The organism is Actinomadura fulvescens, assembly GCF_039533225.1.
GTDB classification, from domain to species: domain Bacteria; phylum Actinomycetota; class Actinomycetes; order Streptosporangiales; family Streptosporangiaceae; genus Spirillospora; species Spirillospora fulvescens.
The window spans coordinates 141746-163560 of record NZ_BAAATD010000005.1; the positions used below are offsets into that span (position 1 = coordinate 141746).

22 protein-coding genes are annotated in these 21815 nt (G+C 71.7%); 12 read left to right on the forward strand and 10 right to left on the reverse strand.

The genetic code is table 11. The features are described 5' to 3' along the window. Nucleotides 1-2: 2 nt before the first annotated feature. The 4 genes from ABD333_RS19685 to ABD333_RS19700 all read right to left on the reverse strand — a co-directional run bounded on the left by ABD333_RS19685 (nucleotide 3) and on the right by ABD333_RS19700 (nucleotide 3587). The gene (locus ABD333_RS19685) at nucleotides 3-1364 is read right to left on the reverse strand and encodes an HD-GYP domain-containing protein (protein WP_344542879.1); all 1362 of its coding nucleotides are present in this window, start codon (nucleotides 1362-1364) and stop codon (nucleotides 3-5) included. Between the two features lie 369 nt (nucleotides 1365-1733). Continuing rightward, the gene (locus tag ABD333_RS19690; protein WP_344542881.1) at nucleotides 1734-2651 is read right to left on the reverse strand and encodes an NAD-dependent epimerase/dehydratase family protein; all 918 of its coding nucleotides are present in this window, start codon (nucleotides 2649-2651) and stop codon (nucleotides 1734-1736) included. 40 nt (nucleotides 2652-2691) lie between these two features. Continuing rightward, a complete protein-coding gene (rsrA, locus tag ABD333_RS19695) occupies nucleotides 2692-2985 on the reverse strand; it encodes a mycothiol system anti-sigma-R factor (protein ID WP_344542883.1) in 294 nt (97 codons plus the stop codon). Beyond that, complete coding sequence (locus tag ABD333_RS19700; RefSeq protein WP_344542885.1) at nucleotides 2982-3587, reverse strand: sigma-70 family RNA polymerase sigma factor; 606 nt, start codon at nucleotides 3585-3587, stop codon at nucleotides 2982-2984. The genes rsrA and ABD333_RS19700 overlap by 4 nt, the downstream gene beginning before the upstream one ends. A 452-nt stretch (nucleotides 3588-4039) precedes the next feature. On the opposite strand from ABD333_RS19700, the gene ABD333_RS19705 reads away from it, so the two are divergent. Next, nucleotides 4040-4795, forward strand: a complete 756-nt coding sequence (locus tag ABD333_RS19705) for a class I SAM-dependent methyltransferase (protein WP_344542887.1) — start codon at nucleotides 4040-4042, stop codon at nucleotides 4793-4795. 179 nt (nucleotides 4796-4974) lie between these two features. On the opposite strand, the gene ABD333_RS19710 is transcribed toward ABD333_RS19705, so the two are convergent. Together ABD333_RS19710 and ABD333_RS19715 are read right to left on the reverse strand one after the other, a co-directional pair. Continuing rightward, a complete protein-coding gene (locus tag ABD333_RS19710) occupies nucleotides 4975-5307 on the reverse strand; it encodes a TraR/DksA family transcriptional regulator (protein ID WP_344542889.1) in 333 nt (110 codons plus the stop codon). Nucleotides 5308-5408: 101 nt separating this feature from the next. Beyond that, nucleotides 5409-6197, reverse strand: a complete 789-nt coding sequence (locus ABD333_RS19715; protein WP_344542891.1) for an SOS response-associated peptidase — start codon at nucleotides 6195-6197, stop codon at nucleotides 5409-5411. Between the two features lie 81 nt (nucleotides 6198-6278). Between ABD333_RS19715 and ABD333_RS19720 the strand changes: the two genes are divergently transcribed. From ABD333_RS19720 to ABD333_RS19750, 7 genes are all read left to right on the forward strand, one after another. Then, nucleotides 6279-6983: a DoxX family membrane protein gene (locus ABD333_RS19720; RefSeq protein WP_344542892.1), complete on the forward strand. Its 705-nt coding sequence runs from the start codon at nucleotides 6279-6281 to the stop codon at nucleotides 6981-6983. A 118-nt stretch (nucleotides 6984-7101) separates the two neighbouring features. Then, complete coding sequence (locus ABD333_RS19725; protein WP_410556261.1) at nucleotides 7102-7683, forward strand: sigma-70 family RNA polymerase sigma factor; 582 nt, start codon at nucleotides 7102-7104, stop codon at nucleotides 7681-7683. Further along, complete coding sequence (locus tag ABD333_RS19730) at nucleotides 7680-8438, forward strand: anti-sigma factor family protein (RefSeq protein WP_344542894.1); 759 nt, start codon at nucleotides 7680-7682, stop codon at nucleotides 8436-8438. The genes ABD333_RS19725 and ABD333_RS19730 overlap by 4 nt, the downstream gene beginning before the upstream one ends. A gap of 204 nt (nucleotides 8439-8642) precedes the next feature. After that, nucleotides 8643-10013, forward strand: a complete 1371-nt coding sequence (locus ABD333_RS19735; protein WP_344542895.1) for a CHRD domain-containing protein — start codon at nucleotides 8643-8645, stop codon at nucleotides 10011-10013. A 142-nt stretch (nucleotides 10014-10155) separates the two neighbouring features. Beyond that, nucleotides 10156-11442 carry a 3-phosphoshikimate 1-carboxyvinyltransferase gene (aroA, locus tag ABD333_RS19740; protein ID WP_344542897.1) on the forward strand — a complete coding sequence of 429 codons (1287 nt, stop codon included), beginning with the start codon at nucleotides 10156-10158 and terminating at the stop codon, nucleotides 11440-11442. A 14-nt stretch (nucleotides 11443-11456) separates the two neighbouring features. Next, on the forward strand, nucleotides 11457-12473 hold the full coding sequence (gene rsgA, locus ABD333_RS19745; protein ID WP_344543735.1) for a ribosome small subunit-dependent GTPase A: 1017 nt from the start codon (nucleotides 11457-11459) through the stop codon (nucleotides 12471-12473). Between the two features lie 39 nt (nucleotides 12474-12512). Beyond that, nucleotides 12513-14108: a serine/threonine-protein kinase gene (locus ABD333_RS19750; RefSeq protein ID WP_344542899.1), complete on the forward strand. Its 1596-nt coding sequence runs from the start codon at nucleotides 12513-12515 to the stop codon at nucleotides 14106-14108. Here ABD333_RS19750 and ABD333_RS19755 read toward each other — a convergent pair. Further along, entirely contained in the window at nucleotides 14105-15013 is a 909-nt protein-coding gene (locus ABD333_RS19755; RefSeq protein ID WP_344542901.1) for an MHYT domain-containing protein, read from the reverse strand. The genes ABD333_RS19750 and ABD333_RS19755 overlap by 4 nt on opposite strands. Nucleotides 15014-15187: 174 nt before the next feature. On the opposite strand from ABD333_RS19755, the gene ABD333_RS19760 reads away from it, so the two are divergent. Next, nucleotides 15188-16693, forward strand: a complete 1506-nt coding sequence (locus tag ABD333_RS19760) for an FAD-binding oxidoreductase (RefSeq protein ID WP_344542903.1) — start codon at nucleotides 15188-15190, stop codon at nucleotides 16691-16693. A 51-nt stretch (nucleotides 16694-16744) separates the two neighbouring features. Here the strand turns inward: ABD333_RS19760 and ABD333_RS19765 are convergent, their stop codons facing one another. Continuing rightward, nucleotides 16745-17599 (reverse strand): hypothetical protein, encoded by an 855-nt coding sequence (locus tag ABD333_RS19765; RefSeq protein ID WP_344542905.1) that lies wholly within the window; start codon nucleotides 17597-17599, stop codon nucleotides 16745-16747. A gap of 121 nt (nucleotides 17600-17720) precedes the next feature. Here ABD333_RS19765 and hisN point away from each other — a divergent pair, with 121 nt between their 5' ends. The 3 genes from hisN to lhgO all read left to right on the forward strand — a co-directional run bounded on the left by hisN (nucleotide 17721) and on the right by lhgO (nucleotide 20169). Next, a complete protein-coding gene (gene hisN / locus ABD333_RS19770; RefSeq protein ID WP_344542907.1) occupies nucleotides 17721-18524 on the forward strand; it encodes a histidinol-phosphatase in 804 nt (267 codons plus the stop codon). 108 nt (nucleotides 18525-18632) lie between these two features. Further along, the gene (locus ABD333_RS19775; RefSeq protein ID WP_344542909.1) at nucleotides 18633-18824 is read left to right on the forward strand and encodes a hypothetical protein; all 192 of its coding nucleotides are present in this window, start codon (nucleotides 18633-18635) and stop codon (nucleotides 18822-18824) included. A 106-nt stretch (nucleotides 18825-18930) separates the two neighbouring features. Continuing rightward, a complete protein-coding gene (lhgO, locus tag ABD333_RS19780; RefSeq protein WP_344543737.1) occupies nucleotides 18931-20169 on the forward strand; it encodes an L-2-hydroxyglutarate oxidase in 1239 nt (412 codons plus the stop codon). A gap of 64 nt (nucleotides 20170-20233) precedes the next feature. On the opposite strand, the gene ABD333_RS19785 is transcribed toward lhgO, so the two are convergent. Both ABD333_RS19785 and ABD333_RS19790 read right to left on the reverse strand, forming a co-directional pair. After that, on the reverse strand, nucleotides 20234-20836 hold the full coding sequence (locus tag ABD333_RS19785; protein WP_344542911.1) for a class I SAM-dependent methyltransferase: 603 nt from the start codon (nucleotides 20834-20836) through the stop codon (nucleotides 20234-20236). Next, a complete protein-coding gene (locus tag ABD333_RS19790) occupies nucleotides 20826-21761 on the reverse strand; it encodes an NAD(P)/FAD-dependent oxidoreductase (protein ID WP_344542913.1) in 936 nt (311 codons plus the stop codon). Before ABD333_RS19790 ends, ABD333_RS19785 begins: the two co-directional genes overlap by 11 nt. Between the last annotated feature and the right edge of the window lie 54 nt (nucleotides 21762-21815).

A 21815-nucleotide genomic window follows, 5' to 3' on the forward strand; every position in this document is an offset into this window, starting at 1 on the left:
GGTTACCGCCGGACCTCGTCGCCGCCCGCGACGCGGATCGGCACCGTCGGATCGTCGTGGTCCTGCAAGGTGATCTCCACGATGTTGTCCTCCGGCAGGACGACCGGTTTGGGAGGGTCCCAGCCGTCGCGTTCCAGCGCGCACAGGAACGCGTCGACCATGGCCGGGTCGAAGTGGTCGCCCGCGCACTTGCGCAGCTCGTCGACGGCCTCCTCGATCGAGCGGGCGGCCCGGTAGGAGCGGGTGGAGGTCATCGAGTCGAACGCGTCCGCGACGCCGATGATGCGGGCGAACTCGGGGATCTCGTCGCCGGCCAGGCCCATGGGATAGCCGCGGCCGTTCATCTTCTCGTGGTGGTGCATGATGCCCTGCAACGCTTCCTCCAGGAAGCCGATCTCCCGCACGATCTCCAGGCCGCGCATCGGGTGCAGCTGGATCGCGGCGAACTCCTCCTCGGTGAGCGAGCCGGACTTGCGCAGCACCTTGGTCGGCACGCCGAGCTTGCCGACGTCGTGCAGCATGCCCGCGTAACGGATGGCCTCGACCCGGTCCGAGCGCATGCCGATCTGCTGGGCGATCATCACCGAGCCGCGCGACACGCGTTCGCTGTGGCCTCGGGTGTAGTAGTCCTTGGTCTCGACCGCCTGGCAGAGCGCGGCGAGGGTGGCGGCGTGCGCCTGCTGCTGCGCGCGTGTCTGCTCCAGCGCCCAGCGCGCGATGAACAGCGGCAGCAGCACCAGCACGGCGGCCAGCGGCCCGGCCCAGTGCCACAGGCCCGCGATGAGCATGCCGAACATGCCGTAGCCCAGACAGCCGAACGCCAGCCCGCCGCTCTCGCGCAGCAGCTCGCGCAGCGTGGCCTGCTTGCTGAGCAGCAGGATGCCCGCCACCAGCAGCAGGTTGACCAGCACGAACGTGACGAGCGCGCCGATGAACGGGCCGATGACCTCCTCGACCCACTCGGCCCGCTTCGGCTTGAGGTCGTCACCGGCGAGCGCCCCGAAGACGGTGCCGGACGCGAAGCCGCACAGCGCGAACTGCGCGCCGTTGAACAGCCGCTTGACCGGGGCGAACAGCCGCTGGCCGGTGACGACCGCGCAGAAGCCGAGCAGCGCGGCGCCCACCGGGCCGAGCAGGACGACCGAGGCCAGGCTGGCGGCGAAGCTGAGGGAGACCCGGGCCCGTTCGATGTTGAGCAGCGCGGGCGCCGAGTCGCAGATGAGGAACAGCACCGCGAGCACGGCGAGCGTCTGCCAGTCGCTGGGCTTGAAGTGGGCCGCGCCGAGATTGTCCGCGATGAGACCGGTCGCCAGCGCGACCACCCCGCAGACGTACGCCCACGCCGCGAGCGGTAGTCCACGCATTGCCGCCCCCTCGGAGGTCAACGCGGCCGAAGCCGGCAGCCTACGCCCAGGACACTCCCCTGGGCTCCACCAGCGGTGAGGACGCCGTGGCGGCACCGCCACGGCCGGCTGACATCACATGCTCAGGCATGGTCCCTCGCCCTCCCCCCGCGACCCGGCCCGGGTCGCCGGGCCTGCGGGCCCTGGCCGGTCCGGCCGCCTGGATCCCGCCGGGTCCTGGCCGCCGCCGGGCGAGTGTGGCTCCCCGGTCACCCGGGCAGGTGGTGCTCCCGTCGCTGATTTCGGCACAAGCCTAACCTGGGGGGCCCACGCCCCACAGGCATGCGGCGAATCGTGAGCAAAGCGTGAACCAATCGTCACCTGGGGTGATCAATTGTCCCTGGTCCGTGCCCACGCCACGGTCGCGGCCAGGCCCTCGCGCAGCCCGACGGCGGGCGTCCAGCCGAGCACGGCACGGGTCGGCCGCGGATCGACGGACATGGCGGGCAGGTCACCGAGCCGCGGCGGCGCGAAAGCCGGCTCGTCCGGCGCCCCGGCCGCCTCGGCGACGAGAGTGTGCAGCTCGCGGTCGGTGGTCTGCACGCCGGTCCCGACGTTGAAGCGCTCACCGCCGCCCCGCTCGCCCGCCGACCGCACGAACGCGTCCACGACGTCGCCCACGTAGACGTAGTCGCGGGTCTGCTTGCCGTCGCCGAAGACCTGGGTCGGCCTGCCGGTCAGCAGCGCGTCCGTGAAAATCGAGATCACGCCCGCCTCGCCCTCGGGCGTCTGCCGCGGGCCGTAGACGTTGGCCAGCGTGAGCGTGGTGTAGTCGAGACCGTGCAGCGCCTTGTAGGTCCGCGCGTAGATCTCGCCGGACACCTTGGACGCCGCGTACGGGGACGCGGGCCGCAACTGGGCGTCCGGCGGCACCGGGAGAACGTCGGGCACCCCGTACACCGCGCAGCTGGAGGTGAAGACGACCTTGCGGCTCCCCGCCGCCCGCGCCGCCTCGAACACGTTGGCCGTGCCGACGACGTTCGTCCGTGCGTCACGCAGCGGGTCGGCGACGCTCAGCCGCACGCTGACCTGGGCGGCGAGATGGAAGACGACCTCAGGACGCAGGGCCGCGACGCGTTCGGCCAGCGCCGGATCGGCCACGTCCAGCCGCCACAGCTCGAAGTCGGCGCGGGTGTTGCCGCCGGTGGAGAGGTCGTCGAGACCGACCACCTCGTGGCCGTCGGCGAGCAGGCGATCGACGAGATGGGAGCCGATGAATCCGGCCGCGCCGGTGACGAGTACGAGCACCCGAGCACGATACCGACCCGCGGCGGCGCCGCGGGCCGGGTCAGGCCGTCTCGGAGGTCGCCGCCTCGGCGGACTTGATCTCGCCGCAGATCTGCTCGATGCGGCCGAGGACCTTGGCCCGCAGGTCGCCGGGGACGGGCTCGCAGCCGCACGACTTGTTGACGAGCTTCTTCACGGCCTCCTCAAGGCCGTACTCCTTGAGGCACGGGCCGCACTCGTCGAGGTGCTCGCGCACTTCGCTGCAGCCGCCCTGGTCGAGCTCGCCGTCGAGGTAGGTATAGACCCGGGCGAGCACCTCGGTGCAGGGCGTCTCGTGGTGGTTGCCACAGCTCATGCCGATCCCTCCCTCGCACGGGTGAGGCCGCGGTCCTGGGCGTAGTCTTCGAGCATTCCGCGCAGCTGCCGCCGACCCCGGTGCAGGCGTGACATCACCGTACCGATAGGGGTGCCCATGATGTCGGCGATCTCCTTGTACGCGAAGCCCTCGACATCGGCGAGGTAGACCGCGATCCGGAACTCCTCGGGAAGATCCTGCAGCGCCTTCTTGACGTCGGAGTCGGGCAGGTGCTCCAGCGCCTCCGCCTCGGCGGACTTGAGCCCGCTGGAGGTGTGCGACTCGGCGCGCGCGAGCTGCCAGTCCTCGATCTCCTCGGTCGCCGCCTGCTGGGGCTGGCGTTGCTTCTTCCGATAGGAGTTGATGAACGTGTTGGTCAGGATCCGGTACAGCCAGGCCTTGAGGTTCGTGCCTTCCTTGAACTGGTGGAAGGACGCGAAGGCCTTCGCGAAGGTCTCCTGCACGAGATCCTCGGCGTCCGCCGGGTTGCGCGTCATGCGCAGGGCGGCCGAGTACAGCTGGTCCAAGAACGGGAGCACATCGCGCTGGAACCGCTCCTGGCGCTGCTCCACGGTCTCCGTGGTGCCCGGGACCTGACCCACCCCCTCCGTCGTGGCGACGCCGGCGGCGTCGTACCTCACAGACGATATCGGTCGGCGGGGCCTGCGGACGCCAGCGGGGCCCTGTGGCGGCACCACCACCGTGCCGCCCGGGCTCTCTGCGACGGCTGTGGACATCGACTGCACCTCCGCTGGACGTTCCGCGTCATCTTCCGTCCACGCTGCGCCATCGGCCCTCCGAAACCGTTTCCGGAGCGTGAGCCGTGTGCGCGCAGACGGTTATGTACCGCTGAAACACCGCCGCCGCCGCGTCGATTCCCTGGGGGGCGGAACACGTTTCGGGCGGGTCCAGGCCGCCTCAGGTCAGGTCACCCGTACCTGTACGGAGGGTGAAGAGCACGTCCGCGCGGGGAAGAAGACCCATACGCGGCTAGAACAGGAGCAACCCTTTGCTACCGGTGCCGGCACGACCCCCGGAGCCCTCCGTCGCCAGCTTGCGCAGCTCTCCCGGTGACGGAGAGTCACTGGCCAAGTACTGGTCGTTCTACCGGGCCGTGGCCGCGGCCCAGCTGGCGCGCTGGCTCCCCCACCGCCCCTCCCGGATCCTGGACATCTCCGGCGGCCAATCGCACAGCGCACAGGCCGCAGCCGCCGGCCACACGGTGCTGGGGGTACGAGATCCCCACCTCGTGGCACCGCCCGTCAACGGCAACGGGCGACCACCCGCGCCGCGTCCCGGCGCCGGGACACTGCGCCAGATCGTCGCCGACACCGGCTCCCTGTCGTTCCTCGCCGACGCCTGCGTGGACGCGGTCGTCGCCGAGGACCGCACACTCTCCCGCCACCTGGCGACCGAGTCGACCATCGCCGAGGTGGCCCGGGTGCTGCGCCCCGGCGGCCGCGTCCTGCTGACCGTCGACTCGCTGACCCTCGGCATGGCCCTGCTGGCCGAGCAGAACTGCTGGGCCCACCTGTCGGACGTGCCGAGCGCCGAGGTCGTCCTCGTACCCTGGCCGGACGGCACCATCACCCGCTGTTTCTGGGCCGACCAACTGCGCGAGCTGTGCACCGAGGCCGGCCTGGAGGTCGAGTGGATCCGCCCCCGCACGGCGCTCTCCCCCTCAACGGTCGAGCACATCCTGACCGCGTCCCCCCGCGACCTGCCCCGCCTGGTCCGCACCGAGCTCAGCGCCCCCCTGCTGGACGAATCCCTAGGAGTCCACCTCCTAGCAAGCGCCAGACGTATCTAATGGCTTTCACGGCCTTGAACCCTCGCCTAGCGGCTCGGGCCCAAACCCCAAAAGCGGCGAGCGCGACATCGCTTCGCGATCTCTCGTGAAGCTTCGCCTCCGGCTCGCTTCACGACCCGGTCGCGCGCTCGCGTGACGGTTGGGGTTGTTGCGGTGGGGTGGTTGGGCCAGGTATCCGGTTAGCGGAAGGCTCGGTCGTGTTTGGCTTGGCAGGGGACACAGCGGGCGGCGTCTGGGCGGGCTTCCAGGCGGCCGGGCGGGACGTCCTTGCCACAGCCGATGCACTGGCCGTACGTGCCCTGCTCGATCCGTCCGAGCGCCTTCCGGACCGCGTCGCGGTGCCGTTGGAGGGATTCGAGGGCCGCCTCCACGCGGTCGCTGTCGGTGAGGCCCGCGCCGGCGTCGGCGGCGGAGCTCTCGCGCTCGGGGTGCTCGCCCTTGAGGATCGCGATCGAACGGTCCAGGTCGACGAGCGTGGCATCAAGTCGGGTACGGGCGGTGGCGGCGTCCACGTGCTCCGAGCTCCTCCCGGTAGTGCCCCGGGCAAGGGGGGTGGGCCTCGCCTCCGACCGCCGGCGCCGGGACGGACGGGGGGAACTACCGGGTGCGGCGGTCAGAACAAGGTGTCGGAATGTTTGCCAGAACTATCCCCGTTTGTCGAGGGCTGTATCAGTTCTGGACCGTTGTTTTTCACGCTGTTGACCGCCTTTGAGACCGGATAGGCCTCGAAGTTGGAGGCCATCGCGGGGGTGAGGAGCCCGCGTACCTCGTCGGTGTCGTGGAGTTCCGGGTCGAGCCAGGCGTCCCAGCGGTCGGGGGTGACGATCATCGGCATCCGGTCGTGGATGCGGCCGAGCTCGTCGGGGGCGTCGGTCGTGATGACCGTGCAGGTCCACACCCACTCGTCCTCGGGCGACTTCCACAGCTCGTAGAGGCCGGCCATCGCCATCACCGCGCCGTCCTTGGGATGGATGAAGAAGGGCTGCTTCTGCGGCTTCTTCTTGGCCTTCTTCTCCCCCTCGGCGGGGTCTTCGGTGCGGGAGTCCTCCAGGACGTACCACTCGAAGTAGCCGTCGGCGGGGAGCAGGCAGCGGCGCTTGGCGAAGGCCCGGCGGTAGGCGGGCTTCTCGTGCACCGTCTCGAACCGCGCGTTGATCATCCGGCTGCCGATGGAGAGGTCCTTGGCCCAGGCGGGCACGAGACCCCAGCGCACGGTGCGGAGCGTCCGCCGCGCCGCCTCGTCGGGCTCGTCCTTGGGTGCGCGAGTGAGGACGACCGGCACCTGCTTGGTGGGCGCGACGTTGTAGTCGGGCTGAAGATCCTTTTCGACGGCGTCGACCTGCACCTGGAACTCGTCGATCAGCTCCTGGCGCGCCCGGGCCGTGGCATAGCGACCGCACATGTGTCCCATCCTGCCCGCTGGGTCCGACAAGCGGCCACCTCCGGCGAGCTTGACCGTTGCGCGGCTGGGCATAGACGGCCCATGCGACCAATCACGACTCTGGCCCGACCCTTCGTGGCGGCCCCGTACATCATCACCGGCCTCGAAACCCTCCGCGACCCGCGTCCGCGCGCCGAGCAGGTCGCACCTACCGTCAAGCCGATCGCCGACCGTCTCGACTGGCTCCCCACCAAGGACCCCGAGACGCTCGTGCGCATCGAGGGCGCGCTCAGCCTCGGCACCGGTGTGCTGCTGCTGACCGGCAGGTTCCGGCGCGCGACGACGTTCCTCATGGCGGCCCAGCTGGTGCCCACCCTGACCAGCGAGCACCGCTACTGGACCGAGGACGACCCGGAGCGCCGCACGAGCGAGCGCTCGCACCTGCTCAAGAACGCCAGCCTCTTCGGCGCCCTGCTCATGGTCGCCACCGAGCCCCGCCGTGGCCGGCGGGTCGGCGAACTGCGGCAGCAGGTCCGCGACACCCGCATTCAGGCGGCCATGGAGTCCAAGGCGCTGCGCAAGCAGACCAGGGCCGAGCTCAAGAACGCGCGTAAGGAGGCGTCCCGGCAGATCAAGGAGGCCCGCAGGCAGGGCGACCGCAAGGCCGCCAGGGCGATCGCCAGGTCGGCCAAGGCCGCGAAGGTCGCTTCCAAGGCGACCTCCCAGGCCGCCTACAAGGCCGGGTCTGCCGCGTCCAAGCCAGCTCAGGCCGCCAAGGGCAAGGCGTCGAAGGCCTGGAAGCGCTGACCGGCTTCCTGAAGCCCACCATAAGAAAACCTCAAATCCGTTGAACCGCCCCGGGGTGTGGTCCCGTACTGCCAACTGACCGCCCGTTCTCTACCGACGGAGACGCCCGGCCATGGCCATGCCCGGAACAGTCGGCCGCCCTACCGGGGGTGGGCTGCGGAACCTGCTCCGCCGCCCGAGACCGGGACGGGATCGCGACGACGAGAGACTCGTCGCGGAGTTGTACCGCGACTACCACCGCCCACTGCTGGCCTTCGTGCTGCGGCTCACCGCGGGAGACCGGCAGTGGGCGGAGGACGTGGTGCAGGAGACGATGGTCCGCGCGTGGCGCAGCGCCGACCGTCTCGATGCCACAACGGCCTCCTTGATGCCCTGGCTCGCCACAGTGGCCAGACGTATCGTCATCGACAATCGACGGCACCGCGACGTCCGGCCGCCGGAGGTCGGCGACGGCGCCTTGGAGAACGTTCCGATGGCGGATGAGATGGACGGCCTCCTGCACAAGGTCGTCGTGACCGAGGCGTTGAACGCGTTGTCACCCGCGCACCGCGAGGTATTGGCCGAGACGGTGCTGCGGGACCGTACGGTGAACCAGGCCGCGGAAGCGCTCGGAATTCCGGTGGGCACGGTCAAGTCCCGAGTTTATTACGCACTTCGCGCATTGCGCGTCGCATTGGAAGAGAGGGGGGTGACGGCATGACTCCGGAAGTGGAGCACACCGATGTCGGCGCCTATGCCCTGGGCCTTTTGGAAGAGGACGACCGAAGGGCCTTCGAGGCGCACCTCCGCGAATGCGAGTCCTGCACCGCCGAGCTCGCCGAGATGAGCGGAATGGCCGACGCGCTGACCGGGATCAGCGCTTTCACCGACGTCGCGCAGATGGCCGGGCGAGATGAACGAGCCGGCCCGCCGGTGGCCGGGCCGGACGCGGCGGACAGCCCGCCCCCGCCCGTGATCGACATGGTGCGGCGCCGCCGTGAGCTCGACCGGCGGCGCCGTCGCGGCACGTACGTCATCGGCTCGATCGCCGCCGCCGCGGTGCTCGCCACCGGGATCACGGTGGGCGCCGCGATCGACGACGAGGGCGGGGCGCCTCCCGGTCACAACCACGGACCGGCGCAGGCGCTGGTCATCTGGGGCGAACGGCACGACGGCAGCGACGCCAAGACCGGCGCGGCCGGTGTCGTGGGCCTGGAGAGCAAGGCCTGGGGCACGCACGTCGGCCTGGAGCTGCGCAATGTGCGCGGCCCGCTGAAGTGCCGGCTGGAGGCGGTGTCGCGCACCGGTGAACGAACGGTCGTCACCGGCTGGCGCGTCCCCGACAAGGGCTACGGCGTGCCCGGCTCGCCCGCGCCGCTCGTCACCCACGGCGGAACGTCGATCCCGCGCGCCGACCTCGACCGGTTCGAGGTCCGGATCGAGGGCGGCGGAACGCTGCTGACCATCCCCCTCTGAGACCCGCCGCACTGGAAGCCGCCCGGCACCGCGACCCCCGCCGGGCGGCTTTCGCATGCCCGGACGGAAACCATTGATAGGGGCACCGGATCGGGTAAATAGGAAAAGAAACCTGAAACCTATTGAACCCCGCTCGGCGGCGGTCACGTGCTCTGGGGTGAGAGCAATTAACGAAAAGCCCTCCCAAGAGACCAGGGGTTCCTCATGTCCATTCGTAAGATCGCATTGCCCGCGTTCGCCTCCGCCGCCGTTCTCGCCTCGGGAGCGGGGGTGGCCGCCGCGACGGGGATGACCGGCGGCCTCGCCGCCCTTCCCGGTGGCGCCGCCGTGACCGCACCGGGCGGCGGCGAGATCACCTACCTGGCCGCGAGCCTCCTCGGCCGCAACGAGGTCCGGGCCGCCGACGGCAAGGCCGCGGGCGACCGCGACGGAGCGGCCACCGCGCTGATCCGCATCCAGGGCGACCGCCTGTGGTACGCGTTGCGCTGGAGCGATGTCGCGACCCCCACCGCCGGGCACATCCATCTCGGCGCCAGGGGCGCGAACGGCGCGATCAAGGTGCCGTTCTTCGCCGGGGATCTGCCGGGCACCGCACGCGCCGTCGCCGGTGTCGTCCGGGTGACCGACAAGGCCACGCTGGACCAGCTCAAGAGCGACCCGAACGGCTTCTACGCCAACCTGCACACCGCCGAGTTCCCGGGCGGCGCCGTGCGGGGCCAGTTCCACAAGCTGAGCAAGCCCGCCGACCTCAACGGCGTCCTGATCGGCGCCACGCCCGCGACGATCCAGTCCGCCGCCGACGGCGCGCAGGAGATCCCCAGCCCGGAGGGCAAGAGGACCGGTGACCCGGACGGCCGGGGCACCGCGTTCGCCCGCCCGCACGGCGGCATGATCACCTGGGGCTTCACCTGGTCGTCCATCGCGCAGCCGACCCTCGGGCACATCCACAGGGCTCCACGCGGCGCCAACGGCCCGGTGGCCGCTGACCTGTTCGCCGCGCCGAGCGGCCTGCCCGCCGGGGTGACCGGACTGGCCGGCATGACCCCGGTACCCGGCGACGTCGCGAACCGGATCATGCGCGACCCGGAGAACTACTACTCCAACCTCCACACCGGCGAGTTCCCGGGCGGCGCGATCCGCGGCCAGTTCGCCCCGTTCAGCGGGAAGCAGGCGAGGACCTTCACCAAGCCGGTCATCGCCGGCGCGCAGATCTACCGCTGCACCAGGCAGGCGGACGGCACCCTCGCCTTCACCCAGGACAACGTGGCCGCGGTGCTGGCCGGCCGCATCGCGCACTCGTTCGCCAACCCCGGCCCGCAGGGCCCGCCGCAGTGGATCGCGGCCGACGGCAGCGCCGTCCAGGGCAAGGCCGTCGTGAGGACGCCGAACGGCGCGGGTAACATCCCCGAGCTCGTCCTGGACGCCACGCAGAGCGGCGCCAAGGTGGGCCTGCTCGCCGACGCGACCGCGATCCTGCGGCTCAACACCATCGGCGGCGTCGCCCCGTCCGGCACCTGCGCCGAGGGAGCCCGCGCCAAGGTGCCCTACCGGGCCGACTACGTCTTCCTGGGCTGATCGCTGAGGGGCCTCGCCGGGCCTCGCATCCAGGATCGCCGCACGGTGGCCGGTCCACGCCACCGTGCGGCTTTCCGCTGTTCGGGCCACCGCGAGCACGTCGATGCGGACCCCGCGGGGGCATGCCCGATAACCTTGAGGTATGCCTGCTCCGCACTGGTCCGCCCCGGTAGCGCACGCCCCGGTCGACGCCACCGTCACGCTTCCCGGGTCCAAGTCGATGACCAACCGTGCGCTGATCCTGGCCGCGCTCGCCGGTGCACCCGCGACCGTGAGGCGTCCGCTGCGCAGCCGCGACACCCTGCTCATGGCTGAGGCACTGCGTTCTCTCGGGGTGGGCATCAGCGACGACGGCGACGCCTGGCAGGTCGTGCCGGGTGAGCTGAGGGGGCCCGCGCGCATCGACTGCGGGCTCGCGGGCACCGTGATGCGCTTCGTGCCCTCGGTGGCGGCGCTGGCGGACGGCGAGGTCGTCGTGGACGGCGACCCGTACGCGCGCAGGCGGCCGATGGGCCCGATCATCACGGCGCTGCGCGAGCTGGGCGTGGACATCGACGACGAGGGGCGCGGCGCGCTCCCGTTCACGATCCGCGGCACGGGGGCCGTGCGCGGCGGCACCGTCACCATCGACGCCTCCGGTTCGTCCCAGCTGGTCTCGGGCCTGCTGCTGGCCGCGCCGCGCTTCGACAAGGGCGTGGAGGTACGGCACGAGGGGCCGCCGGTCCCGTCCGCGCCGCACCTGGCGATGACGGTCGAGATGCTGCGCGCCGTGGGCGCGACGGTCGAGACCGGGGAGAACGTGTGGCGGGTGACGCCCGGTCCCCTCCGCGGCGGCGAGACGGTGATCGAGCCGGACCTGTCCAACGCCGCGCAGTTCCTCGGCGCCGCGCTGGTGACCGGCGGCCGGGTCACGGTGACCGGCTGGCCCGAACGCACGACGCAGCCCGGCGACGCCCTGCGCGGCCTCCTGGCGGCGATGGGCGCCAAGGTGACGCGCGGGCCGGACGGCCTGACCGTCCGCGGCACGGGCACGTTCGGCGGCCTCGACGCCGACCTGCACGAGGTCGGCGAGCTCACGCCCGTCCTGACGGCGCTCGCCGCGCTCGCCGCCACCCCCTCCCGGCTGACGGGCATCGCACACCTGCGCGGCCACGAGACCGACCGGCTGGCCGCCCTCGTCACCGAGCTCAACGCGCTCGGCGGCGACGTCCGGGAACTGCCGGACGGCCTGGAGATCAACCCGCGCCCGCTGCACGGCGGCGTCTTCCACACCTACGACGACCACCGGATGGTCATGGCGGCGGCGGTGCTCGGCCTCGCGGTCCCCGGTGTCGAGGTGGAGAACGCGGCCACGGTGGGCAAGACACTTCCCGAGTTCACCGAGTTGTGGGGCTCGATGGTGACCGCCTCCCCGCTCGGCCCCGCCTAGAAGGGTCCGGACCACTGGCACGCCGAACACGCGACTACGACGAGGACGACGTCCGGGTACGCCCCGGCCGCCGCGGCTCCAAGCCGCGCACCCGGCGCCGCCCCGCGCACGAGGACGCGATCGCCGGCTTCGTGACGGCGGTCGACCGCGGCCGCTACCAGTGCCTGGTCGACGAGGGAACCGGCGACCGCCGCAACGTCGTCGCCATGCGCGCCCGCGAGCTGGGCCGCAAGGGCGTCGTGGTGGGCGATCGGGTCGCGCTGGTGGGCGACGTGTCCGGCGAGCCCGACACGCTCGCCCGGATCGTCCGGGTGGAGCCGCGGACGTCGTCGCTGCGCCGCACGGCCGACGACACCGACCCGTTCGAGCGGATCATCGTCGCCAACGCCGGCCAGCTGGTGATCGTGACGGCGCTCGCCGATCCGGAGCCGCGGCCCCGGATGATCGACCGTCAGCTCGTCGCCGCCTACGACGCCGGGATGGATCCGCTGCTCTGCCTGACCAAGGCCGACCTGGCCGACCCTGACGCGCTGGTGGCCGAGTACGCGCCGCTCGGCGTCCCGTACGTGGTCACGGTGCAGGGCGAGGAGCTCGGCGCGAACGACGAGCTGCGCGGCCACCTGGCCGGCCGCGTGAGCGTGCTCGTCGGCCACTCGGGTGTCGGCAAGTCGACATTGGTCAACGCCCTCGTCCCGGACGCCGAGCGCGCCGTCAGCCACGTCAACGCGGTCACCGGCCGCGGCCGGCACACCTCGTCGTCGGCGGTCGCACTGGAGCTGCCGGACGGCGATGGCTGGATCATCGACACCCCGGGCGTCCGCAGCTTCGGTCTGGCGCACATCAAGCCCGAGAACGTCATCCACGCCTTCGAGGACCTGGCCGAGGGCGCCGCCGAGCGGTGCCCGCCGCACTGCGACCATCGCCAGAAGGACTGCGGGCTGGACGAGTGGGTCGCCGAGGGGCACGCGTCCCGGGCCCGCCTGGACTCCCTGCGCCGCCTCCTCGCCGCGCGCGAGGGCGATGCCGAATAGCGCGCGATTTCACCTCCCCGACGTCGGTATCGTCCTGCTATGCCCCAGGTGATCGCAGAGCGGTACGAGCTCGTGGAACTGCTCGGCAGCGGCGGCATGGGCGCCGTCTGGCGGGCCCGCGACCGGATGCTCGACCGCGAGGTGGCCGTCAAGGAGGTCGCGCTCCCGGCGGGCCTGGACGACGAGCAGCGCGAGCGCGCCCACGCCCGGACCTTCCGCGAGGCCCGCTCGGCCGCCCGGCTCGATCATCCGGGCATCGTCACGGTCTATGACGTGGTCGAGCACGAGGGACGGCCCTGGATCGTGATGCAGCTGGTCCGCGCGCCCGCGCTCGACCGGGTGATCGCGCGCGAGGGCGCGCTGCCGCCCGCCCGGGTCGCGGCGATCGGCGCCGACCTGCTGGACGCCCTGCGCGCCGCGCACGCGGCCGGAGTGGTGCACCGGGACGTGAAGCCGGGGAACGTGATGCTCCCCCGTGACCGGGCCGTCCTCACCGACTTCGGGATCGCGACCGTGGCGGGCGACGAGACGCTGACCCAGGCGGGGGCCATCGTCGGCTCGCCGGCGTACCTGGCCCCCGAGCTGGCCCGCCACCAGCGGGCCTCGCCGGCCTCGGACCTGTGGTCGCTGGGCGCGACGCTCTACGCCGCCGTCGAGGGCCGTCCGCCGTACCAGCGGCAGGACGTCTGGGGTGTGATGGCCGCCGTGCTCAACGATGATCCGGACCCGATGCGCCAGGCAGGTCCGTTGCAGCCGGTGCTCGAAGGGCTGCTGCGCAAGGAGCCGGAGCGACGGCTTCGTACCGAGGACGCGATCCGGCAGCTCCGGCAGATCGCCGCCCAGGACAGCTCGGCACCGGGCTCGGCGCCAGGCTGGGCACCGGGCTCGGCACCGGGCTTGACGCCGGGCTCGGCACCGGGCTGGGCACCGCCCGCGGCCGGCGGTCCCGTGCGGGACATGACCCTGCCTCCCCCGCCTGCGCCGCCCACGCTGGACACGCCGCCCCGCCGTTCCGGCATGCAGCGCTGGGCCATCCTCGTCCCGGCGGGCGTGCTCGCCGCCGTACTGGTCGCGGCCGTGGTCGTGTTCCTCAACTTCATGGGCGATGACAACGGCAGGACTACCGACGGCTCCTCGTCCGGAGCGGCCAGTCCGAGTGCCGGCGGCTCCACGACGGCACCGCCGCAGACCAACACTCCGCCGGGCTTCCAGCCCTACAGCGGATCGTTCGCCGCCGCCGTACCGCAGGGTTGGAAGCAGGAGCAGACAGGCCGCGACGTGTCGTTCGTAGACCCGGACGGCTCGGCCACTCGTGGCATCTTCTTCCAGCATCTCGCCAACACGACGGGTAACGAGGCGGTGCACCTGAACAGCGCGGCCCAGAAATTCAAGGGCGACTCCAGCTACGCCGGATACCAGCAGGTGGCGTGGCGCGAGAACATCCCGTTCCAGGACGGCAAGGCCGCGGAGTTCGAGTTCACCTTCACCAAGAGCGGCAAGGCCGGGCACTGCCGGGTGCGCGTCCTGTCGTACAACGGGTCGCTCTACATGGCGTTCCTCGTCTCGGGCCAGCACAACTGGCAGGACAGCAACGCGAAGTTCGACACGTTCCTATCGACCTTCCGCCGTCCCTAGGAGCGTCCTCGCGGCGGCTCGTCCGGCGAACGGCGCGGCACGATCAGTGGCGGCCGGGTCCCAGGCCGTGCCGGGGCGGCGGCGGAGGCTGCGGCAGCGGCAGCGGCAGCGGCGGCGGCGGCGGTTGAAGCGGCGGCGGCGGTGCTGCTCGTGCCAGGGTTCGGCGCTCCGCCGAGGAGCTCGTGCTCGCTGGGAGACATGGCCACGACCACCAGCAGCACGGTCGCCAGCAGACTGATGATGACGATGAGCGGCAGCAGGAAGTCGGACGGACGCGCGCCCGCGGGCACGTGATCGGCGCCGTGGAGCTCCACCCTCATGGCGGCCATGCCGGTGTAGTGCATGCCGGACACCGCCACACCCATGATCAACGAAGCACCCGCGGTGGCCCGCGCACCACGGACCCGTACCGCGAACCACAACGCCGCCGTGGCGGCCACCATCGCGATCAGCACCGACAGCAGCACGAGGCCGGGGTGGTAGCCGATCCGCGCGGACGTGTGCATCGCCGCCATGCCCGTGTAGTGCATGCTCGCCACGCCAAGGCCGGTGACCACGCCGCCGGACAGCAGCGGCGCCGGCCGCGGGCCTCCGAAGCCGACCGTGAACAACCCGACGCCGACGACCCCCATCGCGATGAACGCGCTGAGCAGGGTGAGCGGGACGTCGTAGCGGATCTGCGCGCCGGGGACGCGGAAGCCGAGCATCGCGATGAAGTGCATGACCCAGACGCCGGTGCCCCCGATCGACAGCGCGGCGAGCCCGAGCCAGGAGGCCCGCCGGGTCCCGGCCGTGGTGCGGGCCCGCGCCGTGCACAGCAGGCCGAGCAGCGAGCCGATCACCGACATGACGTACGCGAGCAGGGGCGTCGTGACCCCGTACGCGAAATGGTGCACTTCGGCCATCACGAATCCCCCGTATGAACCGTTCCAATGCCCTCCGCATGCTAGTGAGCCGGTCGGCCGCAAAAACAAGGACTTGCTTGGCCATTTCCGGCCAGCGCCGGGCAGTCTGCCTGGGGCGGCGGAGACTTTTCGGAGTTCGGGTGAAATCCGGCGATCAGTGGTGAGAATGGCCGCATGGAACGGCGCGGGTTTCTTGCGGCCACAGCGTTGGGCGCCCTCGCGGCGGGGTGCTCGTCGGACGAGCCGCGCCCGTCCCCGCGGCGCACCCCCGCCTCGCCCCGCTCGCCCGCTCCGACCGGCCCAGCCGATTGGAACGCGCTCGCCCGCAACCTGGACGGACGGGTGATCCGGCCGGGAGACGCCTCCTACGACCAGGCCCGCCGTCTCTACATCCCGCGCTACGACCGCGTCCGCCCGGCGGGGATCGTGTACTGCGACCACGCCCAGGACGTGGCCGAGTGCGTCGCGTTCGCGGCCCGGCTGCGGCTGCCGGTGGCGGTTCGCTGCGGCGGGCACGGCTACGCGGGCTGGTCCACCGGATCAGGCCTGGTCATCGACGTGTCGTCGATGGACGCGGTCGAGCCGGACGGCGGGCGGGCGGTGGTCGGCGCGGGCACCCGGCTGATCGACCTGTACGACCGGCTCTCGCGCGCGGGCCGGGGCGTGCCCGCGGGCACGTGCCCGACCGTGGGCGTCGCGGGGCTGACGCTGGGCGGCGGTCTCGGGGTCCTGTCGCGCGCGTACGGGCTGACGTGCGACGTTCTGGAGTCGGTACGGGTCGTGACCGCCGACGGCCGCGTCCTCACCTGCGACGCCGACCGGGAGCCCGAGCTGTTCTGGGCGTGCCGCGGCGGTGGCGGCGGCAACTTCGGGGTCGCGGTGGAGTTCACCTACCGCACGCACGAGGCCGCCGCGCTGTCCACGTTCGATCTGCGCTGGCCGTGGTCACAGGCGGCCGCCGTGATCAGGGGCTGGCAGCGCTGGTCGCCGTCCGCCGACGACGGGGTCTGGACCAGCGTGCAGCTCAACACCGAGCCCTCGTCCGGGACTCCGACCGTCGAGATCACCGGGGTGGCGCTCTCCGACGCCGGCTCCGACCTCGACCGGCTCGCCGCCGCCGTGGGCGTCGACCCGGACGGGCCGAACCTCCAGCGCCGCTCGTACCTGGCGACCATGCAGCAGGTGGGCGGCTGCGCGGGCCGGACGATCGACGGCTGCCACGGCGAGGGCACGCTGCCGGGACGGCGCCCGTCAGGACGTTTCCCCCGGACCGACTACTCGGGCAAGTCACACGTCGTGCTGCGCCCGCTCTCCGACGACGGCATCGCCGCGCTGGTCGCACGGTTCACGCGCGGCAACGAGACGCCGGGACGGTCGGCGCTCATGGACGCGCTGGGCGGCGCCATCGGACGGCTGCGGCCCGCCGACACCGCGTTCCCGCACCGCCAGGGACTGTTCTGCGTCCAGTACCTGGCGAACGGCGACGACCGCGACTGGCTGCGCGGCACCCACCGCGCCATGGAGCCGTACGCGGGCGGCGCCGCGTACGTCAACTACATCGACCCGGAGCTGGCGGACTGGCGCCGGGCGTACTACGGGACCAACCTCGACCGCCTCACCAAGGTCAAGGCCGCGTACGACCCGGGACGACTCTTCCGCTTCCCGCAAGCGATCGGATGACCGGGCCTAGCCGCCCCGGGCCCAGCTGACCCGGGCCTAGCCGCCCCGGGCTCAGCCCTCAGTGAGCTCGTCGTAGACCTCGTTGGCCCGTTCCTCCGCCTCGTTCAGGACCTTCACGTGGTCGGGCGCCAGGTCCTCCACGCACAACGTCATCGCGGTCGTCACATGGCTGAACGCGGTCTCCTCTGCACCGCGCAGCGCCGCCCGCACCGTCGCCGAACGTGCCCCGAGCGCGGCCCACTCCAGCTCCAGCCGGGCGACCGCCTCGTCGAAGGCACGGGAGGTCTCGGTCCGGGCCTCCTCCAGCTCGTCGGTGATCGGCCCGCGTCCCGCCTTGCGCGCCTGGCTGGACAGCGCGGAGATCCGGCTGGCGAGCGTGAGCCCCTCGCGGGCCAGCGGCAGCACCTCGTGGATCAGGTCGGTGACCGCCTTGGCCAGCTCCTCGACCCGGGTGAGCAGCGTCTGGGTGGCCTCCTCCAGCGCGGCCGACGTCCGGGCGGCGACCTGAGCGGCCACCTCCTGCTGCTGCGCGGTGAGCACCGGCACCACGTCGCTCTCCAGGCGGCGCCGCAGCTCCCTGACCTTGGCGGTGTCGCGGTCGCCGGTCTCGGTCCGCTCGATCCAGCCGGCCCAGATCTTCTCGATCCGGCTCTCGCCGGACGCCCCGATCTCGGCCGCTATCTCGTCGAGGGCCTCCGAGGCCCGGCTCTTGAGCCGTTCGACCCGTCCGTACAACGCCTCGCGGCGGAACGGGTCGTTCAGCTCGTTGAGCTGTGCCTGCAGCCGCCGGGACACGTCGATCGCGTGTTCGGCGAGCGGGACGAGCCGGTCGGCGAGCTCTTCGAGCGTCTGCGCCCGGCGTGGGTCGGTCAGTTCGGCCACCCACCCGGGAAGGTCGTGCGCCATCCGCCCATGTTCCCATCAATGGGGCCGATGAGCCGGTCGCAACGCCTTGTCCGGCCGCCGAAGGTTCTTCCCCGCGGTAAGAGTGTCGGCGCACGCCGTGATCACGGTAGCGTGTCACGCCGTGGCAGGCTATTCCGATGACCTGCGTCTCGCCCATGTGCTGGCGGACGCGGCCGACGACATCACGACCAAGAGGTTCAAGGCGCTCGATCTGAGCATCGAGACCAAGCCGGACCTGACCCCGGTCAGTGACGCCGACCGCAGCGTCGAGGAGCAGATCCGCGGCACCCTCAAGCGGGCCCGTCCCCGCGACGCCGTCCTGGGTGAGGAGTACGGCCGGACGGGATACGGCGCTCGCTGCTGGGTCATCGACCCTATCGACGCCACCAAGAACTTCGTGCGCGGCGTACCGGTGTGGGCCACCCTCATCGCGCTGATGGAGGCCGACGAGGTGGTCGTCGGCCTGGTCTCCGCGCCCGCGCTCAACCGCCGGTGGTGGGGGGCGCGCGGCAGCGGCGCCTGGACGGGCCGCAGCCTCTCGCGCGCCACCCGGTTGCAGGTCTCGTCCGTCGCCGAGCTGTCGGACGCCTCGCTCTCGTTCTCCAGCCTCAGCGGCTGGGAGGAGCAGGGACGGCTGGAACGTTTCCTCGACCTCGGCCGCGCGGTGTGGCGCACCCGCGCCTTCGGCGACTTCTGGTCGCACATGATGGTCGCCGAGGGCGCCGTCGACATCTCCACCGAACCCGAGGTCTCGCTGTGGGACCTGGCTGCCCTGCAAGTGATCGTCGAAGAGGCGGGCGGCATGTTCACCGACCTGTCGGGCGTCCCGGGGCCGGACGGCGGCAGCGTGGTCTGCACTAACGGCAAGCTGCACGCCGACGTCCTGCGCACCCTGGGCGGCGGCCAGCTGTCGCTCCGCATCTGAACGGTCACACGCCGCGATCTTTGGACTCTCCCCGACTCGCGACATATCGTGGAACCGGTCGCCCCGTTGCGCTCGTTTCATGAGTGGGCGGCCGTACGGAGGTAGGAGATGTCCACCCAGACCAAACTCGTCATCGGCGGTGTCGTCGTTGGCTTCCTGACCCTGTTCATCTTTCCGTGGTGGCTCAGCGCATTGATCATCCTCGGCGTGGTCGGCGCGCCGCTGGTCGGCTACCTCATGCTCGACCCCTCCCAGCGCAAGCGGGTGCGCTCCCAGGGCCGCAAGCGCCTCGGCAGCTGATCCCGCGGCGGGCCGCCGGGCGCGGATGCGCGAGCACGACCGCCCGGGGCGGATGCGCGAGCACGACTGCCGGGCGCGGGTGTGCGACCACGACCGCCCGGGGCGGATGCGCGAGCACGACCGCCGGGCGCGGGTGTGCGAGCATCGGCTCGTGACTCGGATCGGCGTGGTGGGCGCGGGCGTTCTCGGCCTCGCGGTGGCCAGGCGGCTCGCCGAGCTGCGCCCGGACGCCGCGGTCACGGTCCTCGACAAGGAGGACCGGATCGCCGCCCACCAGACCGGCCACAACAGCGGCGTCGCGCATGCCGGGCTCTACTACGCCCCCGGATCGCTCAAGGCCACCCTGTGCCGGCGCGGCATCGGACTCCTCAAGGACTACTGCGCCGATCGCGGCCTGCCCTACGACGAGTGCGGCAAGGTCGTGATCGCGCGTTCCGCCGGCGAGCTCGGCGCCCTCGCCGACATCGAACGGCGCGCGACCGCGAACGGCGTGCCCGGCCTGCGCCGCCTGTCCGCCGCCGGGCTCCGCGAGCTCGAACCGCACGCGACCGGCGTCGCGGCCCTGAACTCCCCCACCACCGCGATCGTCGACTTCCCGGCCGTGGCCCGCGCGTACGCCGACGACGTGGCCAAGGCGGGCGGAGAGGTCCGGCTCGGCTTCGAGGTCGTACGGATGCGGCGCGCGGGCGCCCGGGTCGTGGTCTCCTCGCCGGACGAGGAGCTGACGTTCGATCGTCTGGTCGTGTGCGCCGGGCTGCACTCCGACCGGGTGGCGCGACTGGCGGGAGACGCGCCCGAGCCCGCGATCGTGCCGTTCCGAGGCGAGTACTACCGCCTCGTTCCGGCCCGCACGGAGCTCGTACGCGGGCTCATCTATCCGGTGCCCGATCCGCGCTATCCGTTCCTCGGCGTGCACTTCACGCGGCGCGTGGACGGCGGCGTCGATGTCGGCCCTAACGCCGTGCTGGCGTTGGCCCGCGAGGGTTACCGCCGCCGTGACGTCCGTCCGGCCGAGCTGTGGGAGACGCTGCGCTGGCCCGGTTTCCGGCGGCTGGCCAGGCGCCACTGGCGGACCGGCCTAAAGGAGATGTACGGCTCGGTGGTCAAGCGCGCGTTCCTCGCCGAGGCGCGGGCCTTCGTACCGGAACTGACCGCCGCCGACATGGTGCCCGCGCCCGCCGGAGTGCGGGCGCAGGCGGTGGACGCGGACGGCTCGCTGGTGGACGACTTCCGCATCGGCTCGATCGGCCCCGTCACCACCGTCCGCAACGCCCCGTCGCCCGCGGCCACCTCGTCCCTCGCGATCGCCGAATACGTGGCCGACCGGGTTCTCGGCCAGCCATAGGATCACGCCGGTCTCGGTCAGCGCCGCCGCATGCTTCGCTAGTGCGCAGGTATCCGGGCCTCCCTCAGGAACGGCGGCGGGCGTTGAGGACGGTGTCCTGTACCGCGATCTCCTGGCCGTCCGGGTACTTCTGGGTACGGAGCCGGGCCTCGGCGGTGACGATCTCCCATTCGTCCCCGGGAAGCAGCTCCACGACCTCCTCGGCGGTGAAGAACAGCTCAGGCATTTGCGGAGCGTGAGGGCGGGTCTCCATGTCGGACGGGTGGTGCGAGACGATCAGCAGGGTGCCGCCCGGCGCCACCATCCCGGCCAGCCGGGTGAAGAGCGCCTCCCGCTGGCTGCCCCCCGGATGCGCGTAGTGCGACGTGACCAGGTCAAACCGCCTGCCCGGCTCCCAGGTGCCCGCGTCGCCCTGCACCCACTCGACGCTCTTGGTCGGGTCGTGCGTGGCGCCGCGTTCGAGCGCGGTCCTGGAATAGTCGACCGCCGTGACCCGCCAGCCACGTTCGGCTAGCCATACGGCGTCCGCGCCCTCACCGCAACCGGCGTCGAGCGCGGTGCCCGGAGGCAGATCGGCGACCTCGGCGACCAGCTGGACGTTGGGCTGCCCGCTCCACACGTGCTCGTAAGAGCTGTAGCGCTCCTCCCAGTACTTCTCATCGAACATTCTGGACGTCCTCCTCGACGAGCTCGTTGTTGATCATCGCTGCGGCGTTCAGCCCGGCGGCGGCGGACGAGATGACCTGGGCCTTGAGGTCGGTGACGTTACCTGCTACGTAGACGCCCGGCACCGACGTGGCGCCGCTCGCGTCGGCCGGGATGTGGCTGCCGAAGACATGGCCGCCCATCTCCAGCTCGACCGCCTTCAGCCCGAGCGACTCGAACACGTCCGCCCGCGCCGTGAAACGCGGTGAGACCACGACGGCCTGGCGCGCGACGACCTCGCCCGAACGCAGCCGGACACCGGTGATCCGATCGTCACGGACCTCGATCTCGGCGACCTCGCCGTCAACGAACGTGATCCCGCGCTTGCCCAACTGCTCGCGTTCGCCCTCATCCGGAACGGGCCCGGTGTGGACGAAATAGGTCACATCGGCGCTCAACTGACTGAAGAGCTTGGCCTGGTGCAACCCGAACGGGTTGGTGCCGAGGACGCCGATCGCCTGGTCGCGTACCTCCCAGCCGTGGCAGTAGGGGCAGTGCAGAACGTCGCGCCCGAACCGTTCCTTGACGCCCGGAACGTCGGGCAGCTCGTCCACCAGCCCAGTAGTGATCAGCAACTTCCGCCCGTGCACGGCGCTGCCGTCGGCCAGCTCGACCTGGAAACCGTCCGTCTTCCGAGCCGAGGTCACGGTCCCGGGGACGATCTCGCCGCCGTACGACTCGACCTCGCCTCGCCCGATGGCCAGCAGCTCGCCAGGAGGAGTGCCCTCACGTCCCAGATAGTTGTGAATATGTCCGGCCGGGGCGTTGCGCGGCTCGCCCGCGTCGATCACCAGGACCGAACGCCGGAAGCGTGCCAGAGCCAGGGCTCCGCTGAGCCCGGCCGCACCGCCGCCGACCACGATGACGTCGTACTTCTTGTCAGCCATGCCCACACTGTGGCCGACCCGTACCGAAACCGACAAACCTTGTTGCCAAACTGG

Coding starts and splice junctions, on each gene's coding strand:
- ABD333_RS19720 (WP_344542892.1), top strand. CDS start 6,279: ATGCGACCAATCACGACTCTGGCCCGACCCTTCGTGGCGGCCCCGTAC.
- ABD333_RS19735 (WP_344542895.1), top strand. CDS start 8,643: ATGTCCATTCGTAAGATCGCATTGCCCGCGTTCGCCTCCGCCGCCGTT.
- ABD333_RS19715 (WP_344542891.1), bottom strand. CDS start 6,197: ATGTGCGGTCGCTATGCCACGGCCCGGGCGCGCCAGGAGCTGATCGAC.
- ABD333_RS19685 (WP_344542879.1), bottom strand. CDS start 1,364: ATGCGTGGACTACCGCTCGCGGCGTGGGCGTACGTCTGCGGGGTGGTC.
- ABD333_RS19755 (WP_344542901.1), bottom strand. CDS start 15,013: ATGGCCGAAGTGCACCATTTCGCGTACGGGGTCACGACGCCCCTGCTC.
- ABD333_RS19775 (WP_344542909.1), top strand. CDS start 18,633: ATGTCCACCCAGACCAAACTCGTCATCGGCGGTGTCGTCGTTGGCTTC.
- ABD333_RS19725 (WP_410556261.1), top strand. CDS start 7,102: ATGCCCGGAACAGTCGGCCGCCCTACCGGGGGTGGGCTGCGGAACCTG.
- ABD333_RS19785 (WP_344542911.1), bottom strand. CDS start 20,836: ATGTTCGATGAGAAGTACTGGGAGGAGCGCTACAGCTCTTACGAGCAC.
- aroA (WP_344542897.1), top strand. CDS start 10,156: ATGCCTGCTCCGCACTGGTCCGCCCCGGTAGCGCACGCCCCGGTCGAC.
- ABD333_RS19730 (WP_344542894.1), top strand. CDS start 7,680: ATGACTCCGGAAGTGGAGCACACCGATGTCGGCGCCTATGCCCTGGGC.
- rsrA (WP_344542883.1), bottom strand. CDS start 2,985: ATGAGCTGTGGCAACCACCACGAGACGCCCTGCACCGAGGTGCTCGCC.
- ABD333_RS19790 (WP_344542913.1), bottom strand. CDS start 21,761: ATGGCTGACAAGAAGTACGACGTCATCGTGGTCGGCGGCGGTGCGGCC.
- ABD333_RS19750 (WP_344542899.1), top strand. CDS start 12,513: ATGCCCCAGGTGATCGCAGAGCGGTACGAGCTCGTGGAACTGCTCGGC.
- ABD333_RS19765 (WP_344542905.1), bottom strand. CDS start 17,599: ATGGCGCACGACCTTCCCGGGTGGGTGGCCGAACTGACCGACCCACGC.
- lhgO (WP_344543737.1), top strand. CDS start 18,931: ATGCGCGAGCACGACCGCCGGGCGCGGGTGTGCGAGCATCGGCTCGTG.
- ABD333_RS19760 (WP_344542903.1), top strand. CDS start 15,188: ATGGAACGGCGCGGGTTTCTTGCGGCCACAGCGTTGGGCGCCCTCGCG.